Source organism: Pseudonocardia acidicola (assembly GCF_012911935.1).
Classification (GTDB): Bacteria; Actinomycetota; Actinomycetes; order Mycobacteriales; family Pseudonocardiaceae; genus Pseudonocardia; species Pseudonocardia acidicola.
This window is the reverse complement of record NZ_JAAXLA010000005.1, coordinates 74,989-92,288: the sequence shown is the minus strand read 5'-3', so window position 1 is coordinate 92,288 and position 17,300 is coordinate 74,989. Positions and strand designations below refer to the sequence as shown.

General features: G+C 72.7%; 21 protein-coding genes. 13 read left to right on the top strand and 8 right to left on the bottom strand.

Features of this window, described 5'->3' with window-relative positions; translation table 11 throughout:
• Window positions 1-123: 123 nt before the first annotated feature.
• The gene (locus HF526_RS04510) at window positions 124-897 is read right to left on the bottom strand and encodes an alpha/beta fold hydrolase (RefSeq protein WP_169379962.1); all 774 of its coding nucleotides are present in this window, start codon (window positions 895-897) and stop codon (window positions 124-126) included.
• A gap of 149 nt (window positions 898-1,046) precedes the next feature.
• Between HF526_RS04510 and nthB the strand changes: the two genes are divergently transcribed.
• The 5 genes from nthB to HF526_RS04485 all read left to right on the top strand — a co-directional run bounded on the left by nthB (window position 1,047) and on the right by HF526_RS04485 (window position 4,772).
• On the top strand, window positions 1,047-1,670 hold the full coding sequence (gene nthB, locus HF526_RS04505) for a nitrile hydratase subunit beta (RefSeq protein WP_169379961.1): 624 nt from the start codon (window positions 1,047-1,049) through the stop codon (window positions 1,668-1,670).
• A gap of 37 nt (window positions 1,671-1,707) precedes the next feature.
• The gene (gene nthA, locus HF526_RS04500) at window positions 1,708-2,301 is read left to right on the top strand and encodes a nitrile hydratase subunit alpha (RefSeq protein ID WP_169379960.1); all 594 of its coding nucleotides are present in this window, start codon (window positions 1,708-1,710) and stop codon (window positions 2,299-2,301) included.
• Window positions 2,298-2,576 carry an SH3-like domain-containing protein gene (locus HF526_RS04495; protein WP_211176770.1) on the top strand — a complete coding sequence of 93 codons (279 nt, stop codon included), beginning with the start codon at window positions 2,298-2,300 and terminating at the stop codon, window positions 2,574-2,576. The genes nthA and HF526_RS04495 overlap by 4 nt, the downstream gene beginning before the upstream one ends.
• 10 nt (window positions 2,577-2,586) lie before the next feature.
• Window positions 2,587-3,675 (top strand): NAD(P)/FAD-dependent oxidoreductase, encoded by a 1,089-nt coding sequence (locus tag HF526_RS04490; protein WP_169379959.1) that lies wholly within the window; start codon window positions 2,587-2,589, stop codon window positions 3,673-3,675.
• A 581-nt stretch (window positions 3,676-4,256) separates the two neighbouring features.
• Window positions 4,257-4,772 carry a cupin domain-containing protein gene (locus HF526_RS04485; protein ID WP_169379958.1) on the top strand — a complete coding sequence of 172 codons (516 nt, stop codon included), beginning with the start codon at window positions 4,257-4,259 and terminating at the stop codon, window positions 4,770-4,772.
• Between the two features lie 93 nt (window positions 4,773-4,865).
• Here the strand turns inward: HF526_RS04485 and HF526_RS35100 are convergent, their stop codons facing one another.
• On the bottom strand, window positions 4,866-5,147 hold the full coding sequence (locus HF526_RS35100; RefSeq protein WP_239028277.1) for a hypothetical protein: 282 nt from the start codon (window positions 5,145-5,147) through the stop codon (window positions 4,866-4,868).
• Window positions 5,148-5,155: 8 nt separating this feature from the next.
• Complete coding sequence (locus tag HF526_RS35095; protein ID WP_239028276.1) at window positions 5,156-5,353, bottom strand: hypothetical protein; 198 nt, start codon at window positions 5,351-5,353, stop codon at window positions 5,156-5,158.
• A gap of 104 nt (window positions 5,354-5,457) precedes the next feature.
• Here HF526_RS35095 and HF526_RS04475 point away from each other — a divergent pair, with 104 nt between their 5' ends.
• Complete coding sequence (locus HF526_RS04475; protein WP_169379957.1) at window positions 5,458-5,991, top strand: hypothetical protein; 534 nt, start codon at window positions 5,458-5,460, stop codon at window positions 5,989-5,991.
• A 207-nt stretch (window positions 5,992-6,198) separates the two neighbouring features.
• Here the strand turns inward: HF526_RS04475 and HF526_RS04470 are convergent, their stop codons facing one another.
• From HF526_RS04470 to HF526_RS04460, 3 genes are all read right to left on the bottom strand, one after another.
• Window positions 6,199-6,624 (bottom strand): hypothetical protein, encoded by a 426-nt coding sequence (locus HF526_RS04470; protein ID WP_211176769.1) that lies wholly within the window; start codon window positions 6,622-6,624, stop codon window positions 6,199-6,201.
• A gap of 751 nt (window positions 6,625-7,375) precedes the next feature.
• The gene (locus HF526_RS04465) at window positions 7,376-8,107 is read right to left on the bottom strand and encodes a TetR family transcriptional regulator (RefSeq protein ID WP_169379955.1); all 732 of its coding nucleotides are present in this window, start codon (window positions 8,105-8,107) and stop codon (window positions 7,376-7,378) included.
• A 674-nt stretch (window positions 8,108-8,781) separates the two neighbouring features.
• Window positions 8,782-9,015, bottom strand: coding sequence for a hypothetical protein (locus HF526_RS04460; protein WP_169379954.1), 234 nt, complete (start codon window positions 9,013-9,015; stop codon window positions 8,782-8,784).
• A 382-nt stretch (window positions 9,016-9,397) separates the two neighbouring features.
• Between HF526_RS04460 and HF526_RS04455 the strand changes: the two genes are divergently transcribed.
• Window positions 9,398-9,586, top strand: a complete 189-nt coding sequence (locus HF526_RS04455) for a hypothetical protein (RefSeq protein WP_169379953.1) — start codon at window positions 9,398-9,400, stop codon at window positions 9,584-9,586.
• Window positions 9,587-9,622: 36 nt separating this feature from the next.
• Here HF526_RS04455 and HF526_RS04450 read toward each other — a convergent pair whose 3' ends face one another.
• Window positions 9,623-10,309, bottom strand: a complete 687-nt coding sequence (locus HF526_RS04450) for a nuclease-related domain-containing protein (protein ID WP_169379952.1) — start codon at window positions 10,307-10,309, stop codon at window positions 9,623-9,625.
• A gap of 439 nt (window positions 10,310-10,748) precedes the next feature.
• Here HF526_RS04450 and HF526_RS04445 point away from each other — a divergent pair, with 439 nt between their 5' ends.
• From HF526_RS04445 to HF526_RS04430, 4 genes are all read left to right on the top strand, one after another.
• Window positions 10,749-11,189, top strand: coding sequence for a hypothetical protein (locus HF526_RS04445; protein WP_169379951.1), 441 nt, complete (start codon window positions 10,749-10,751; stop codon window positions 11,187-11,189).
• A 679-nt stretch (window positions 11,190-11,868) separates the two neighbouring features.
• A complete protein-coding gene (locus HF526_RS04440) occupies window positions 11,869-12,372 on the top strand; it encodes a hypothetical protein (protein ID WP_169379950.1) in 504 nt (167 codons plus the stop codon).
• Window positions 12,373-12,489: 117 nt separating this feature from the next.
• The gene (locus HF526_RS04435; RefSeq protein ID WP_169379949.1) at window positions 12,490-13,452 is read left to right on the top strand and encodes a hypothetical protein; all 963 of its coding nucleotides are present in this window, start codon (window positions 12,490-12,492) and stop codon (window positions 13,450-13,452) included.
• 357 nt (window positions 13,453-13,809) lie between these two features.
• Complete coding sequence (locus tag HF526_RS04430; RefSeq protein ID WP_169379948.1) at window positions 13,810-14,367, top strand: Rv3235 family protein; 558 nt, start codon at window positions 13,810-13,812, stop codon at window positions 14,365-14,367.
• A 398-nt stretch (window positions 14,368-14,765) separates the two neighbouring features.
• Here HF526_RS04430 and HF526_RS04425 read toward each other — a convergent pair whose 3' ends face one another.
• Entirely contained in the window at window positions 14,766-15,032 is a 267-nt protein-coding gene (locus HF526_RS04425) for a hypothetical protein (protein ID WP_169379947.1), read from the bottom strand.
• Window positions 15,033-15,691: 659 nt separating this feature from the next.
• Here HF526_RS04425 and HF526_RS04420 point away from each other — a divergent pair.
• Together HF526_RS04420 and HF526_RS04415 are read left to right on the top strand one after the other, a co-directional pair.
• The gene (locus HF526_RS04420; RefSeq protein WP_169379946.1) at window positions 15,692-16,099 is read left to right on the top strand and encodes a YciI family protein; all 408 of its coding nucleotides are present in this window, start codon (window positions 15,692-15,694) and stop codon (window positions 16,097-16,099) included.
• Window positions 16,096-17,253: a DUF6596 domain-containing protein gene (locus tag HF526_RS04415; protein WP_169379945.1), complete on the top strand. Its 1,158-nt coding sequence runs from the start codon at window positions 16,096-16,098 to the stop codon at window positions 17,251-17,253. Before HF526_RS04420 ends, HF526_RS04415 begins: the two co-directional genes overlap by 4 nt.
• Window positions 17,254-17,300: the final 47 nt, after the last annotated feature.

Below are 17,300 nucleotides of genomic sequence, written 5' to 3'. Positions count from 1 at the left end.
GGAGCAGAAGAACCATTTCTGTCATAAGGATGATTATCGGAAATCGTTTTCAACTGGCGGACGTGTGAGCGCGAGAACTGCCGCTACACAGCTTCCGATGCCGAGGATCGGCTGCGTGCAGGATCAGCTGGCATGAACCTTCTTCAAGAAATCGGCGATCAGTCGGTTCGCCTTGTCGGGCGCCTCCACCGCGGGACAGTGGTTCACGCCTTCGAAGATCTCCAGGGTAGCGTCCGGGAGGCCGTCGCGGAGTCCGTATCCGCAGGGGTCCAGCGGTGAGACGATGTCGTTGTCTCCGTGCAGGATCAGGCAGGGCACGGTGATCTGGGAGATCTTGTCGGTCATGTCGAAGGCGATGAACGACTCGGCGTTGCCGAGCACCGAGTACAGCGGCCACTTCGCGGACTCCATTGCGATCTCCTCGGGAAGGCCGACCGCCTGGTAGAACCCGACCCGTCCGCTTGGGGTGGCGACCGCGGTCTTGATGGCCTCGAGGGTGTTGCCGACGTCGCGGATCTGGCTGCCCGAGACGTACGACCCGACGTAGACGATGCCGGCGACCCGGCCGGGGTGGGCGAAGTAGTACGTCGATGCGGTGTTGCCACCCATGGAGTGCCCGACGAGGACCGTCCGGGTGACGCCCTCCGCGTCGAGCACTGCTTCCAGGTCGCGTGCGTGCCGCTCGACCCCGTACGCGATCTTCGGCAGCGGTTTCTCCGACCGCCCGTTTCCCCGGTTGTCGAAGGCGATGCACTGGTAGCTGTCCGACAGTGCGTCGATCTGCGCCCGCCAGATGTCGGTGATGCCCATGAAGCCGGACGCAAAGACGACCGTGGGCCCGCTGCCGTGGGTCTCGTAATAGATGTCGCAACCATCGTCTGCGGTAACCCAGGGCATGGGCAGGCCCTCCTGATCGAACCGCCGTGGCGGTCTTTCCTAGGGATCATGGCGCGGCCGTCCGAGGCGGGCAATACCCAGCCTGCCCACGCGTCCGGACCGCGGACACCGGGTGGCCCGCCGCCTCGCGCGCTGTCACACTGGGGTCCGTGGACGGTCCCCACGACCTGGGCGGCCGGATGGACTTCGGCGCCGTCCTCGTCGACCCCCGCGAGCCGGTCTTCCGAGCCCGCTGGGAGGCCGCCGCGATGGTGCTGGTCTCCGCGGCGTCGGCGCGGGCCCCGAACTACACGTTGTCCTCTTTCCGGTACGCTGTGGAGCGCATGGACCCGGTGCACTACCTCGGCTCCCCGTACTACGAGCACTGGCTCACCGCCGCGGCGACGACCGCGGTGGAGACGGGGCTGCTCAGCCCCGAGCAGCTGGAGAAGCGGGCGGGTGGCCCCTTCCCGCTCGCCCACCCGCCCCGGGTGCACGGGGTCGAGAACCCGGGGACCGGTGCGGCGCGGTTCACCGCCGGTGACCGCGTCCGGGTCCGGCAGTGGCATCCACTGGGCCACACCCGATGCCCCGGGTACCTGCGCGGGCACGTCGGCACGGTGCTGCGGCGCCACGGCGCGGTGAGCCTGCCCGACGTGGAGGTCCACGCCCCGCGGCGGGTGCGGGAGGGCGTCTACACGGTCCGGTTCGACGCCGGTGAGGTCTGGGGCGACCGGCAGACCGGCGTCCGGCTGAACGCCGACCTCTGGGACAGCTACCTGGAGACGCCGTAGCAACCGGCGACGTACCACGACCACCGGGGGTGCACCCATGACCACCGGCCACCACCACGGCACGCCGCCGGCGCCGGTCGAACGCCGCGCGGCCGCGCTGGAGGAGCTGCTCGCCGAGCAGGGGCTGGTCAGCCCCGAGTACATCGATGCGGTGCAGCAGGCGTACGAGACCCAGCTCGGCCCGATGCACGGCGCCCGCGTGGTCGCGCGGGCCTGGGTGGACCCGGCCTACCGGGAGCGCCTGCTCGCGAACGGCACCCGGGCGGTGCACGAGCTCGGCATCCAGGGGCCGGAGATCGAGCACCTCACCGTCGTGGCGAACGGCCCCGAGGTGCACCACGTCGTCGTGTGCACGCTGTGCTCCTGCTACCCGTGGGCGGTGCTCGGGCTGCCGCCGAACTGGTACAAGGACCCGCCGTACCGCGCCCGCATGGTGCGCGAGCCGCGGACCCTGCTCGCCGAGATGGGCTGTCCGCTCCACGCGTCCGTCGAGATCCAGGTGTGGGACAGCTCCGCCGAGAGCCGGTACCTGGTGCTGCCGGAGCGGCCCCCCGGCACCGAGGGCCTGTCCGAGCCAGAGCTGGCCGCGCTGGTGACCCGGGACTCGATGGTCGGGGTGGCGGTCCTGTGAGGCTCGACCTGGACGGGACGGCGGCCCCGCCGCGCCGCAACGGCGAGCCGGTCTTCGACGCGCCCTGGCAGGGCCGGGTCTTCGGCCTGGCCGCGGGGGTGGTGGAGCGCCGCTTCGACGGCGACTGGGCCCCGTTCCGCCGCTGCCTCGTGGACGCGATCGCCGACCGGCCCGAGCGGGCGTACTGGGACAGCTGGACCGCCGCGCTGGAGGAGCTGGTGGTCGGCGCCGGCCTGCTGGGCCGGGACGCGGTGGCCCGGCGGATCGCGGACTGACCGGCAGCCGATGCGGGTGGTGATCTGCGGCGGCGGCGTGATCGGCGTCTGCACTGCGTACTTCCTGACCCGCGGCGGGGTCGAGGTGACCGTCGTCGAGCAGACCGGCGTCGCCTGCGCGGCGTCCGGCCGCTCGGGGGCGTTCCTCGCCCGGGACTGGAACGCCGGGACCCCGCTGGACGCGCTCACCCGCCGCAGCTTCGAGCTGCACGCCCGGCTCCCGGACGAGGTCGACGCCGACTGGGCGTTCCACGGCGTGACCGCGTACGCAGGCTACGTCCCGGCGGGGCGGGCCGCGCCGGGCCGCGGCCCGATCACCCTGGACTGGCTCAGCGATGCCGTGGTCGTCGCCGGCCGGCTGGGCACGCCCGAGGACACCGCGGTGATCCATCCGGCCCGGTTCACCGAGGCCGTGCTGGGCGCGGCGCGCCGCCGGGGCGCCCAGCTGCGGCACGGCCGGGTCACCGGCGTGGTCCGCGACGGCTCGCGGGCCACCGGTGCCGAGGTCGACGGCGCCCCCGTCCCCGCCGACGCCGTCGTCATCGCGATGGGGCCGTGGACGGCCCGTGCGGCAGCGTGGCTGCCGCTGCCCGGCGTCGTCCCCGACCGAGGCCACAGCCTCGTTTTCGACACCGGCACGGCGGTACCACCGGACGCCCTCTTCCTGGAGTACCAGGAGGAGACCGGCGCCGTGCTGACGCCCGAGGTGTTCCCCCGTGCGGACGGGACGACCTACGTCACCGCGTTCTCCGAGCGGGCCCCGCTGCCGGCCGACCCCGCCGAGGTCACCCCGGACTCGGTGGCGATCAGCCGGCTCGAGGCGCTGTGCGCCCGGCTGTCGCCGGCCTTCGACCGGAACCGCATCCTGGTCCGGCAGGCCTGCCACCGCCCGGTCACCCAGGACGGGCTGCCGCTGATCGGCCGGGTGCCCGGCGTCGACGGTGCCTACGTGGCCACCGGCCACAGCGTCTGGGGCATGCTGGAGGCCCCGGCGACCGGCGAGGCACTGGCCGAGCTCATTGTCGCCGGGCACGCGCGGAGCACCGACCTGACCCCGTTCGACCCCGCCCGCCTCCGGCCCCTGGGCGAGGTGCGGTGAGCCCTGGGGCTGGCGGACGGCGATCCTCCGGCGCGAGCTCACCCCGTGGACGAGCCGCGTGCCCGCGGCGACGGCGGCGGGCGCCGCCACGAGCAGCCAGCCGCGCTGGCCGACCAGGTGCGCGATGACGCAGAGCGCGACGCCGAGGGCGACGAGGCCGGTTCGGTTGGGGACGCGTGCCGTCGGTAGCGCTGGTCGAGGACTTCTACGTCGGCCCGGACGCCGCCGGCGCCGACGCGACCAGCACCGCGTAGGTCGGGGCGCGCACCCCGGAACTGATCGCGAAACTCATTGTTGCGCAGGTCCGTAAGGCCGACCCGACGCAGCTGCTGTCCTTCGACGAGATCGACACGCTTGGGCTGGACGGCGCCCTCCGCCAGAGCTGATCTCGGGGCGTGGCCGGCGGCCGGGGCACTGTCCGCGGCCGTCTGCCTGCTCTGGGTGCCCCGGTGCGCGCGCTGGTGGGCGCATCCGGATAGGCGAGCAGACATGCGGCACGCCTGTTCTCGATTCCGAGCCCGACCCCAGCAGCCAGCAGAAAGTGGGCTGCCGCCTGGCTACCGCCTGGCTACTCTGCCGTGATGACGCAGTTAGCCGCTGGCCAGCCAGTTCATGTTGACCCGTCGAGCGTGTCCACCATCGACCATCTCAGCTTTCTGGTCCGGGTCGTGCTGCCGGGGCAGGCCACGGGCGGCAACTTCGCAGTCGCGGAGGAGCGAGGTCGGCTGGGATGCATGACTCCACGCCACCTGCACACTCGTGAGTCTGAGACGTTCATCGTGGTCGACGGCGCGCTCGAAGGATGGTGCGAGGGCAAGTCACAGATGGTGGAGGCCGGGCAGATCCTCCACTTGCCCGCGAATCGCGAGCACGCCTTCCGCGTGGCCTCCGATCAAGCGCACTTTTACCTCATCATCTCGCCGGCTGGTTTCGAAGAGTTCTATCCCGCGACGGGCACGGTCCTTGACTCATCGGCGTTCGACGGAGAGCTTCCTATGCCGGGACCGGTACCGGACGAGAAGGTGCAGCAGCTGGTGGCTTGGCTCGCGCCGAAGGGCGCGACCGTCACCGGCCCACCGCCGTTCGCTCTCTCCTGAACGCTTCAAGCCAGCAGGCGCGGGGGCCCGGCATGGCCGAGGCCATGGTGGGTCCCGGCACGGAGGTCACCGGGTCCGGCTCCCTGAACACATTCAGTGGCTCGGCAGCCGCTCGGTCGAGCTGGCAGCCAGCGCTGCGGCGACGTGGTCGACTCCGGCTCGCACGGTCTGGCCGTAGGCATCGTCGCCGAGGACGTCCAGCCGTCGCCTCGCCTCGTCCAAGTGCCGCGACGCAGCGGCGAACGAGTCGAGCCGACGGTAGTCGTCGGCGAGGTTGAGGTGCAGCGACGGGTAGAACCCGGCCACGCTCAACGACGCGTGGTGCGCCTTGGCGCGGTCGTCGGTCAACGCGTCGGCCCCGTCCAGTGCACGCACGTCCCAGGTCAGAGCCTCAGCGGCGTCGTCGCACAGGTCAGCCAGGTAATGACCGATCGTGCACCGATGCGGCGGATCTCCGGCACGCCCACCTGTTCCCACAGCAGGACCAGCCGCGCGCGGGCGTGAGCGGCGTCCCCGCCGCGCCCCATCGCCATTGCCTCGACGATCGCCGCCATCACCTGGTCCTGCTCTGGCTCGCTCACTGTCATAAGTTTGATTACCGGCAATCGTTTTCAACTAGGGGATCAGTGGACCCGCCGAGCTGAATCCTTGTAGGGCTACTGGGTTAAGTGCGATGATCAGCCGCATGCCGATCACGAGCCTCAGCGTCCACGTCACCGCGGACCGGCCGACCATCCCCGACTCATCAGCCGCCTACCGAGTCGGCGAACAGATCGCCGGCAAGATGTCCGGCCAGCTGCTCATGGCCACCTGGGGCGACGACGGCCTGCTCCTCGGCTGGCTCATCGGCGCCGACATCGAAGGCGACTATGGCCACCGACTCTCCGCGCTCGAGCACTACGCCTACGCCGCCGTCCACGCGGTCGACGAGGACACCGAGATCCGGACCGAGGAACTGGCCGCGCTGTCGGAGACCGAGCTGGACCGTCGCCGCAGCCTGCCGTCCGGCATCCCCGAGCTCGCGTCGACGAAGGAAGCAGCCGAGATCTGCAAGGTCAGCCAGCAGCGCTGGTCGGAGATGCAGGCCGAGGCGCGCGCCGGCAAGCGGCCGAACTTTCCCGAGCCCGTCGTCCCCGGCTGGTACATCAAGGGCCAGGTCGAGAACTACGCGCAGACGCGCCGCACCGTGGCGGGCAGACCGGCCCGCTCGGAATCCTGACTCCTCTCGCACGCGGAGCCCCCGCCCCAGGGTGCGGGGGCTCTCGCGTGTCCACCGGAAACACACTGCCCGCCCGGTGCGATGCTCCGATCGACGCGCTCCCCTTCCTCGGGACGCGCGCGACGGAGGTTCCAGCGAAGCGCTGGGTCAAGATCAGTCTGGGTGTCGTAGGTGGGCTGCTGGTGATCAGCGCCATCGGCAACGCGATCAGCTCGTCCCCGCCGACGTCGACCGCCGCGGCGGCCGCCACGTCCCCGCCCGCATCGTCGTCCCGTCCACGCACGAGGCCAGCAGCTCGGCGCGCCGCTGGGCCGCCTCGTCCCGCGCAGCCTGGCCGGCGTGGCGGCGGCGCAGCTCCGCGGTGGCGATGAACACCTCGCCGGGCAGAACCCGTGTGGGCCCCATCAGGACGAGCTGGTCGATGAGCAGGCGCAGGGTCTGCCACCCCACCACGCGGACTTCCGACGGCAACGAAGCCCACCCGTAGCGATGAATTTCGGTGATGCCCCCGTCCAGCACCGCCCAGCCGTACACCGTGGACGCATACATGCCGCGGCTGACCAGGGAGGGGACATCCTGCTGCGCCAGCCAGTCACGTACGGCCGCCCGATAGTCAGCGCTGACGCCGAACACCCCGGGGCTCATCCGAGATCGTGTGAAGACCTCTGACCACCTCGCGGCCACTGCGATCACCTCCGGTGTGTGTTGCGGATACGAGCGACGTCCGGGACACAGCGAGCGCCGGGTTCGCAGCCCAGGCCCCAGCCACGGGGAAACCTGTTCGTCGGCGCCAGACCAACGATCGCTCGCCGGGCATGCGGCGTTCTCGGCCCGCCATCCACGCCCCAGCCTTCCTGTCGTCGCGCTGGCCGCCCTCGGCGCCTACGTGCGGGCCGAGACCGCGTGGGAGGACAACGTCGCCACCATGTTGGGGCTGTAGGCGGCTCGGGGAGCTCGAGCCGGTGGCCCAGCTGACCTGCAGAGACGCCAGCGGAGAAAGGCCACCTCGGCAGCCCTCACCAGCCGGACGAGGATGTTGTCCGTGGACGGGTACCTGGAGAGCGGGGCCGGCCGGTGGCATCGGTACCGGGCGCGCAGCGCGGACCCGGCACTTCTCCATCCCCGGCGAGCCCCCCAAGAAGGGCGACCGCCGCGCGCCACATCACGAGGTGCAGGTCCGCGACCAGATAGCCGACGAGCTGCGCAAGCTCCGTCGCTCGACCATGACCGGCCCAGTCGCTCTGAGCCTCCATTCACCACGTCGAGACGCGAACCCCCCAACTTTCCAGGGCCTGAGTAGTCCCCGCGGCGTCGGGGGCACCGCGGGTGATCGCGTCTGCGGTAGGGGCCGCCGGTGGCCTTCCCGGTGCGGTTGGTGGGGCGCTCAGGTCGGGGTGCGAAGGGGCCGGGGTCGGCGGCACCAGTCGCTGCGGCGCCAGCGATCCAGCCACGGGTCGATGGCGATCATCGGGAGGAGGGCTTGCCACATCGCGGTGACGCGGTCCCACAACTCGGCATCGGCGCCGGTGAGATCGCAGATCGTGTGGTGCCCGGCGATCGTGGCGACGATCCACTGGGCCAGCTGGGTGCGCCGGGTGGCGTCGAGGCCGGGGCGCAGCAGCCCGGCCTGCGCGGCGGCGGTGAGTTGGGTGACGATGACCGACTCGGCGTAGCCGTACTGGCGGCCGGCGAGGTTGGCAGTCTGCAGCGAGCGCAGCAGCGGATCGTGCAGCAGCCGGGTGCCGCCGCGCACGATGGGGTCGCCGAGCAGGCGCGCCACGGCCTGGTCGGATTCGACAAGCAGCGTGTCGAGCGGGTCCAGGCCGCGCCCGGTGACCTCGGCGACCCCCGCGATAAAGGTGGCCTTCACCTCCGCGATGACCGCCTCGGCAAGGACGCGTTTGCCGGGAAAGTGGAAATACAGCGCGCCCTTGGTCACCCCGGCGGCGGCGACGATCTCGCTTAGCGACGCGCCGTGGTAGCCGGCGGCGTAGAACTGGTCGGCCGCGGCGATCAGCAGGGCCCGCCGGGTGACGCGCGCGCGGTCGGGCGTCCGCTCGGCCGCCGGAACCCCGGGAGTGGTGTCGTCTCCGCCCGCATCCGCGTCCACCCGCACCCCCGATCCGCCGCCGATCGTCGTGTGCGGACGGTACCGGCGAGACCCCGTCGGCGGCCGGGGAACCCCGGCCTTTCGTACCGTGTCGCGCCCTGTGTCCGGGTGGCCGTTCTTCCATCTTTCGCCGTTCGGACGCAAGCGCGCGGCGGACGCCCGGACATTCGGGCGATCAAGTGTGGCCCACATCTCATACCGTGCGGTATGTTCCGACGACATTCCCGCCCCAGACCCCGGCGGCCACCGATTTGCAGAGACGCCGGCCTGCACCACCACCGCGGCCGGCCCAGGTGGAGGGACTCGCGACATGTGCACCGGCAACGGACGACGACCCGCCACACCGCCCCCGCCACCGTCACCGAAGCCCGGTCAGGGCCGCTGACCCCGCGCCGCGGTCGCATGAGCACCGCGCGCCGCCCCGGCCCCGGCGGCAGGGCGCTCGGGGTCTTGTGCGCCGATCCCAGCAGGTGGCGCCGGAACCCCGGATGCGGGGGCGTCGCCGCCCGGCGCGTGCGGGATGCCGGTGTCGGTTCTACGGCCAGGCCACCGCCCACCTCGTCACCGGCCGAAGCTGAGCCGGCACGTCGACGACGCGCAGGCCACGTTCCCCGTCACCACGTTGCGCGCGGCTGACCCCAGGCGCAGGCCCGCCCGGGGTTCCCCGCCGTTTGCCGTGGTCAGGTTCGCCCGCGCGGGTCCAGCGCCACGCGCAGCGCGTCGGCCAGCGCCCGCACCGCGCGGCGTACCTCGTTCGGCACCCGCCGGCCCGCGTCCAGCTCGATCGCGGTGTTGTGCAGTATGTGCGCGATCTGTCCCGCGGCGGCCCGGTCGGTCACGAGCCCGGGGTGACCGGCGAGCAGCTCGGCGATGGTGTGCAACGCGCGGGCCTCGGTAGCCTCGCGATCCCCCACCGCCGGTTCCGGTCGTAGCGACTGTCGCTGCCCACGGCCAAGGCTCCTCCGACGCGGTGTGGCGTCCGGGGTGCTTCCCCCACCCCGGACGCCGCGACCGGACAGTAGCACAAGACTCGAACATATGTTCTACACCGGCATCGGTGACGCGCCGAGCCTGCCCGGGATGGCACGCAAGGTCGCGGCATTGCGTGCGTCGCTCCACTCGGACTGATCGACCGGTGTCCGACGCCGATTGATGAGGGGTTACTCGCGTCCTGCTGGTCGGCGGGTGGGGGTTCATAGCCGGCGCCGGCGGGGCCGAGTCCGCAGAGGACTCGGAAGGGCCATGCTGCTGCCTCGGCCCCCTGCGCCGGCCCCGTGGTGACGTCAGCTGGGAGCCGTGGCCGAGGACGGGCAGCAGGTGGAGAAGCCGCGGACAGTACGAGAGCGGGTGTTGGCCGCGAAGATGAACCCGGAGCGGTTCGAGTCGATGTTGGCCGCGGGCCGGGTGTGGCTGAACGGGGAACCGGTGACCGACCCGGACACCCCGGCCCCGCCGGGCACGTCGATCGCCTACGGCCCGGCCTGATCACCGCGGCGGGCTGGGGCGACCGGGTCCTCGTGGTCAGACGTGGAGCCACGTGGTGGAGCGCCGCGCGATCTCGTAGATCGCGTCGACCTCGCGGGCGTCGAATCGGCCGGGCAGTGCGCGCAGCCCGCGGAGCAGCGAGGTGGTCGTGACGATGCTGACGTCGCCGGGCCAGTCCCAGACCTGCAGCACTCCGCCGACCACTGCGATCATCGGCCGCACGGTGAGCTGGCGGGCCAGCTCGCGCTCCCCGAGGTAGTGGAGTGCTGCTTGCAGCGCCCGTGTGGCGGATGCGCCCTCGGCCTGCGAGCGGGTGATGTAGTCGGTGCGGCGGCCGTTGACGATGAGTCGATGGCTCTCGACCACGAGCCGGCCGCGGTGGTGATGCTTGGTGTTGATCGTGACGACCCCGGGCGGGCCGACCAGCACGTGGTCGATGTCGGCGCGGCCGTGCCCGATCGGCACCGAGTGCAGCACCCGCCAGCGTGGTCCGCGCCGGCGCAGCCGGTCCAGCCGGGACGGGGTGGCCAGCTCGGCCAGCAGGCCGGCGATGACGTGCTCGCCGTCCGCGCCGATCCGCCAGGACCGGTCCGCCCCGGCCCCTTCGGCGTGCCGGCGGCGGGCGGCCTCGTGGGTGATGCTGATGCCCGGCACGTTCGCCGCGAGATCCCGCCACCCGGGCCCGTCGGCCGCCCGGGTACCCGCCTCCTCCGGGGAAACCATGTGATCAGTGTGGGGCCGGGCACCGACAACAAACCGTCGGGACAGCGTCGGCTGATGGTCGCCTGCGCGGCAGAACCGCAGATCAGAGCCCGCCTCGAGGGGTGGGTTGCGGTCGTGGGTCACGGGGTGCGGAGCGCCGCGGGCAGGGCCCGCGGCGCGCGCCAGACGCCCCCGCGCGGGCGGACCCGGGCCGCGCTGGAGGGCGCTGCGGGTCGCAGCAGTGGCGGCACGGTGCCAGGAGGGTTTCCGCGTCGGCCCAGCTGATGGGTGCGATGTCGTGGAGCTGGAGCCCGGCCCGGTGCGCCCAGTTCTGGCCGGCGGCGAGCCACGGACAGTCCCGGTCGTTGTGGTAGGCGCTGCCGCCCCGGATGCGGTAGCCCTTGGGCCGCACGCCCGGTGGTGGGGCCTTGCACAGGGCGCACTGCCCGGGCAGGAAGTCGTGGACGCACCGCTCGTCGTCGCTCATGGGCTGCTCCGTCTCCACGTCTGTCTGCGTTTGCTGCGTGGGCTGTTGCTCACCAGGGCCGGGTCGGACCGCTACCTGGGCCCCGACCACGCCCCCGATCCGCTGCGCGGCCGTGATCCGCGCGGTGCGGTCGGTCGCGGTCAGGTCGACGTCGCTGGCGACGAGCACGACGAGCAGGCCCCGATCGGTGAGCGCCTGGTGCCGGCCGTGCGGCACGGCCGCCCCCAGGTCGCCGTCGTAGAAGCCTCCGTCCGGCGCGATGATCTCCACCCGGTGGCCAGCGGGGTCGAGCAGCGCGGCCCACCCGTGGAGCACGGGGAGCTCGGCCAGCTGCGCCGTATCGACGCGAGCAGCGCGAAGCCGTGGCTCAGCATGGCCGCCAAGACCACGTCGATCAGCTCGGCGCCGGCGTGAGGGTCGCTGGTGTGGACGGTGATCGAGGCACGCGGATCAGGGTGGCCAGTGCGCCGAGCCCAGGGAGGGCCGCGTCGCGCACCACGCCCGGGGCCGCGGAGATGGTGATCGCCTCGACCGGCGCGGCCGGTCGAGCGGCTCCCCGGCGCTCACCGCAGGACCTCCGCCCGCCGTCGGGTGGGCAGAGCTGTGATCATGCGGCTACCGTGCCACGCCGCCCCGACACTTCAGGGCCGCGCGACGCGGGAACGAGCCGGGCGCCGCTACGCTCACGGTTCAGCGGGACGTCGTGGGCGTGCCGCGAGTCGCGAGGCCGTGTGACCCGGGGGATACCGGGAGCACGGCCTTACGCATGTGCGGGCCCTGCTGGTCGGGTTGCCGGGCGGTATGGACGCGGTCGGGCCGGCCCCACCGCGGTGGGGGCGTGGTGACTCTGCCCGCCCGTCGCGGCTCGTCGGCGATGCCCCGCCTGCCCGCTCCGATACGGGTGAGGTCACCGCTGCGGACCGGGGAGCGCTGCGGCCTGGACGTCGTGACCTCACACCGATCGGGCGAGCGCGGCCCCTCGCCCTGCCCGCGCCCGGCGTGCCGGCGAGTCACGCCCCACCGCAGGTGGTGGGGCCGCCCCGGGCCACTCCCCCGGCCCGGGGCGCTCCCGACCCGCTGCGAGGAGCACGCGATGAGCGCGACCGAGATCCTGACCACCCGCAACGCGAACCTGGCCGACCTGGTCGCGCTGCTGCGCGCCCAGCACGCCGCCAAGCTCGACGTCGTCGCCCCGGCCCGGGACCTCACCGCGGTCGGCGGGGCGCTGCGCGTCGACGGCGCCGGCGAGCCGGTGCTCAGCCCGGACGGGGTCACCCGCGGCCACGCGCTGCTGCGCCCGACCGCGCTGGCCGACACCGGCATCGCCGACAAGCTCGCCATCCCGGTCGCCTACCTGCGGCGGCTGCGCGAGCACAAGATCGACCTCTACGACGCCAACGTGAACGCCTGGCTGCGCGACGAGCCCGGCCGCCGGTTCCTCGTCCGCGGCCTGGCCGACGGCGACGGCGGCGGGGTGATGCGGGCGGCGGGGACCGCACCAGCGGCGGGGTCCTGCACGTGGTCACCAGCGCCGCGCAGACCCTCACCGACGCCGACGCGGCCTACGAGCTCGAGCGCAACGGGCTCAAGGCGATGAGCCTGGCCGCCGCCCACGCCGCGGCCGCCTGACCGGCGCCGGGGCGGTGCCGGGCCCGGCTCCCGGCACCGCCCCTCCCCCGGCCTCGATCTGCTCTCCCGTCCCGAGGAGGACGCCATGACCAGCCCTGTCCGCCAGCACCTGCCAGCGAGCGATACCGCCGCGGTGAACCTCGCCGCGCTGCTCGACCACGACCGGCTCCACCCCACCCCGCTCCCGCTCGACCTGCGCGACCCGGCGGTCCGCGCGATCATCGCGCTGTTCGTGGAGCTCAAGACCAATGAGGACCTCGACGGCGGATGGAACGGCGGGGACACCGTCACCACCGTGGAGCGGTGGTTCTCCCGGCTGGGCATCGACCCGGCCCAGTCCGGCACCGCGTTCGTCCTTGACCTGGTGCGCCGCACCGCCGGCACCGGCCAGCCCAGCAGTACCGCCCAGGACAAGGCCGGGCTCGCCGCGGCCGCGCTCGAGGCCTACCGATCCCGCACGGGCGCCCGCGCCGGGGACTTCGCTGACCCCGAGGTGTTCGCCGAGGTCGCCGGAGATCTGATCGCCGATCTGTTCCACCTCGCCGACCAGGCCGGCCTCGCCCCCGAGGCGCTGATAGACACCGCCCGCAGGCACCACGACTACGAGGTCGACTCCGGCACCGAGGACGAGGCCGGGCAGCAGGCTCCGGCGATCGACGAGGAGATCGACATGGACCGGGTTGCGCAGCTGGTCCGCGCCGCCGGGGTGACGTGCGTGCTCGACACCTCCGGCGGCGGGTGCGCCACCATCTGGGCCGGCCCGACCCGGGAGGAACCCGGCTACGGGACCCGGTCCGCCGCGATCGCCGGACCCGGGATGTTCGGCTGGGGCCAGCGCCCCTCCACCGCCTCCATCAGCGACTTCTACATCGGACCCGACGACAACGGGGAGGCCGACGCGGTCAGCACCCGCCGCGTCGGGGCCCGCACCGAAGCGCAGATCGCCGCGCTGATCATCGCCCAGGCCCGGCGCGAGGATCCCACCCAACCGCTGAGCTGCGACGAGATCGAAGCCCTCGGACTCGACGGGACCGCCCGCCGGGACTGAGACCAGGCCGGGGCCGTGCGACACCGAACACCCCGAGTCCCGCACGGCCCCCGCCGCAGCTGGGACGCGCCGGGTCCCCGGCGAGACAAAGCCGGCGGCTCGCGGGCGCCCGGTGCGGCGGCACTGGAGGACCACCCGCACGGTCAGCACCCCAGGGAGGGGCGAGCGGCGATGAACCCGGCCCTCGGCCCATCCCGGTGAGATCGCGCTGCGGATTGGGCAGGACGGCCGCGGGTTGGCGGCGGCGATCACACGCGGGATGGGCGAGCCGGAACCCCCGCCGTCCCTGCCGGGACCCCTCCCCGCCGCGCTGAGGCCAGGGCCGCGTTCCCCCAGCGCCGAGCACCGGAGGCCCCGATGACCATCGTCGACCAGTCGCCCACCCACGCCCCGATCCCGGCCACAGCGTGCGGCATGTGCGGCGGCGACGGCTGCTACCGGTGCGCCTACGCCGGGCAGCAGCAGCACGGGCGCCGCGCGGGCCGCCCGCAGCTGCGGGTGCTGCGCTACGAACCCGCTACCCGGCCGGCCGACCAGGCGCCCACGCTGGCCGCGCCCCCGCAGTGGTGCCTGATCCCGGTCGACCCGCCGGTGGACCCCACCGCCCGCCAGCGGGCCCACCAGGTGCTGCGGGTCGCGCTCGAGGTCCTCGACCGCCGCCGCCCGATCAGCCAGCTGAGCGGCCACGTCGAGGCGGCGGCGCTGCGCTACCTGCAGGCCACGGGCACCCAACTGGGACCGGCCACCCGCCCGTCGCGGCTGACCTCGCTGCGGGTCTGCCAGCCCCACCGCGACGCCGCCGAGGTCGCCGCGGTCTGCCGGCTGCGTGGGCGGCCCCGCGCGATCGCCGCCCGCTTCGACCTGCTCGGCACCGGCCCGGCCGGATGGCGCTGCACCGTGCTGCGGATCGGCTGAACCCGGGCCACGACCGAAACGCCGGGAACCCCACGGTTCCCGGCGCTTTCCCATGGCCGGCTGCGCCACCACTGGGTGGGAAGGCGCCGCGTTCGGATCCGCCCGGGTCAGGCGCCGAGCCCTGGCCCGCTGCGCGGGATACCGGCGCAGAGCACATAGGTGCGGCTCCCCCGCCGGGCGTTCGCCCAGGTCAGAACCGCATCGACGTCAGCGCCGATAATCTCATGGTCATCCTGAGTGAGCCATTGTGTTGGCTTGCTGCTTGCTTCCCCGCGATTGCCTGTCCAGGTAGGTCTTGGCTATTCTGCGTGTAGCTCGACGTCGCGGACGTGGAGCGAGTCGCGAGGCCGTGTGACCTGGGGCAGACCGGGAGCACGGCCTTACGCACGTCTGGGGCCCTAGCAGCTGACCTCGATGATCTCGACGAACCCGCGCAGAGGCTCGTGGTAGGACGGCTCTCCCTGCCTGTGGGCTCGTACCGAGCCAGCCACGATGTCGGCAACCCAGAACAGGGGGCAGTCCCTGACGTCTACGACGAGCTCTTCAGCAAGCTTGAAGACGCCGCAGTCTTCGACGACGAGGCGCGCGACGTCATCTCCAAGATCGCCGCGAAGTACCGCGATCTGGCTAGCGCTTGAGCCAACGGGCCTCCCCACAAGCGTCACGTGGTCTCGCCGTAGACAGCTCGCCGACGGGGCGGGCCCCGCCCGCTGGACCCAGTCGGTGGAGGGCCGGTGCTGTGCTGCGACGAGTGCAATCGGGGACGTCGCGGGAGCCTCGGCCGGCTCATAGCCGTTCGTCTCGCCGGGTCGCCGATTGCAGTTTTGGTTTCACCTTCTCGGCGCGTCTCCCTCCCTCTTAGGGTTGATCACCGGTATAAAGCCCGTCATCGTTCGCGAGCCCGACATGGTTCGGCTCCACCCAGCACTGGGACCGGCTGGTGCCAACAGTGCTATGAGCAAGGCGCTTTCGTCCTCGCGACCAGCGCGGATGGTGACCGTTGCCTGCTGCACGGTTCCGCTGACGGCGCGGCGAGCAGTTTGCCCGGCGTCAAGACGGACTCGACGTCCAGCACCACCAGACCCTGTTCACCGCCAACGCCGGGATCGCGGGTGACGTGGAGGACGTGCATGCCCTCCACGCCGAACAACTCATCGGTCCGACCACACCACGACGCGCCAGGACCACACGTAGAGGACGCACACGAGACCTTCTCTTGATTCAGTTGCTTGGTTTCGGCGGCGATGTCGAGAACCCGTGACTGGCTCCGTCCCCGCGGTGAACGTGACCAAAATGGGTCGCACCAGCATCGAGGAGAAACACGATGGCCAAGTACTTGCTGCTCAAGCACTACCGCGGCGCCCCGGCTTCGGTCAACGACGTGCCCATGGACCAGTGGACGCCGGAGGAGATCTCGGCGCACGTGCAGTACATGCACGACTTCGCGGCCCAGCTCGAGGGGACCGGCGAGTTCGTCGACGGTCAGGCGCTCGCCCCCGAGGGGACGTTCGTCCGGTACGACGGCGAGGGGCGCCCGCCGGTCACCGACGGCCCATTCGCCGAGACCAAGGACCTCATCGCCGGCTGGATGGTGATCGACGTCGACAGCTACGAGCGCGCCATCGAGCTGGCCGGGGTCCTGTCGGCCGCCCCTGGGGCGGGCGGGAAGCCGATCCACGAGTGGCTCGAGCTGCGCCCGTTCCTGGCCGCGCCGCCCACCATCACGGAGTGAGCTCTCAGGTCAACGAGGTCCTGCTCCGGAGCCTCACGCCGAGCGTGCTCGGGATCCTCGTCCGCCGCGGAGCCGACTTCGCAGCGGCCGAGGACGCCGTGCAGGACGCGCTGGTCGAGGCGGTCCGCGTCTGGCCGGCCGACCCGCCGCGGGACCCGAAGGGCTGGCTGGTCACCGTGGCCTGGCGCCGGTTCCTCGACGCGACCCGGGCGGACGCCGCCCGCCGCCGGCGTGAGGACCGCCTCGACGAGGAGCCGGCGCCCGGGTCCGCGCCCGCGGTGGACGACACGCTCCTGCTCTACTTCCTGTGCGCCCACCCGTCGCTGACGCCGTCGTCCGCGGTCGCGCTCACGCTGCGCGCCGTCGGCGGGCTGACCACCCGCCAGATCGCCCAGGCCTACCTGGTGCCCGAGGCGACCATGGCGCAGCGCATCAGCCGGGCCAAGCGCACCGTGGCCGGTGTGCGGTTGGACCAGCCCGGCGACGTCGCCACCGTGCTGCGCGTCCTCTACCTGGTCTTCAACGAGGGCTACTCCGGCGACGTCGACCTCGCCGCCGAGGCCATCCGGCTCACCCGGCAGCTCGCGGCCGCGATCGACCACCCCGAGGTGGCGGGGCTGCTCGCCCTCATGCTGCTCCACCACGCCCGGCGCGCCACCCGGACCGCGCCCGACGGCAGCCTGGTGCCGCTCGCCGAGCAGGACCACGGCCGATGGGACACCGAGTCGATCGTCGAGGGCGTCGAGATCCTGCAGGCGGCCCTCGCCCGCGACCGGCTGGGCGAGTTCCAGGCCCAGGCCGCCATCGCGGCACTCCACGCTGACGCGCCCACCGCCGAGGAGACTGACTGGGTGCAGATCGTCGAGTGGTACGACGAGCTCGCGCGCCTGACCGACAGCCCGGTCGTCCGGCTCAACCGCGCGGTGGCCGTCGGCGAGGCCCACGGACCGCGCGCCGGGTTGGCGGCGCTCGCGGCGCTGGACGACTCACTGCCCCGCCACGCGGCGGTGGCGGCGTACCTCCACGAGCGCGACGGCGACCTGGCGACGGCGGCACGGCTGTACGCCGAGGCGGCCCAAAAGGCCCCCAACCTCGCCGAGCGCGACCACCTGACGCGCCAGGCCGCCCGGCTCAACGCCCGCCGGTGTCGCTGACGGGGGGCGCGTATTTGGATCCCTACAGGCGCGGGTACGCGGTATTC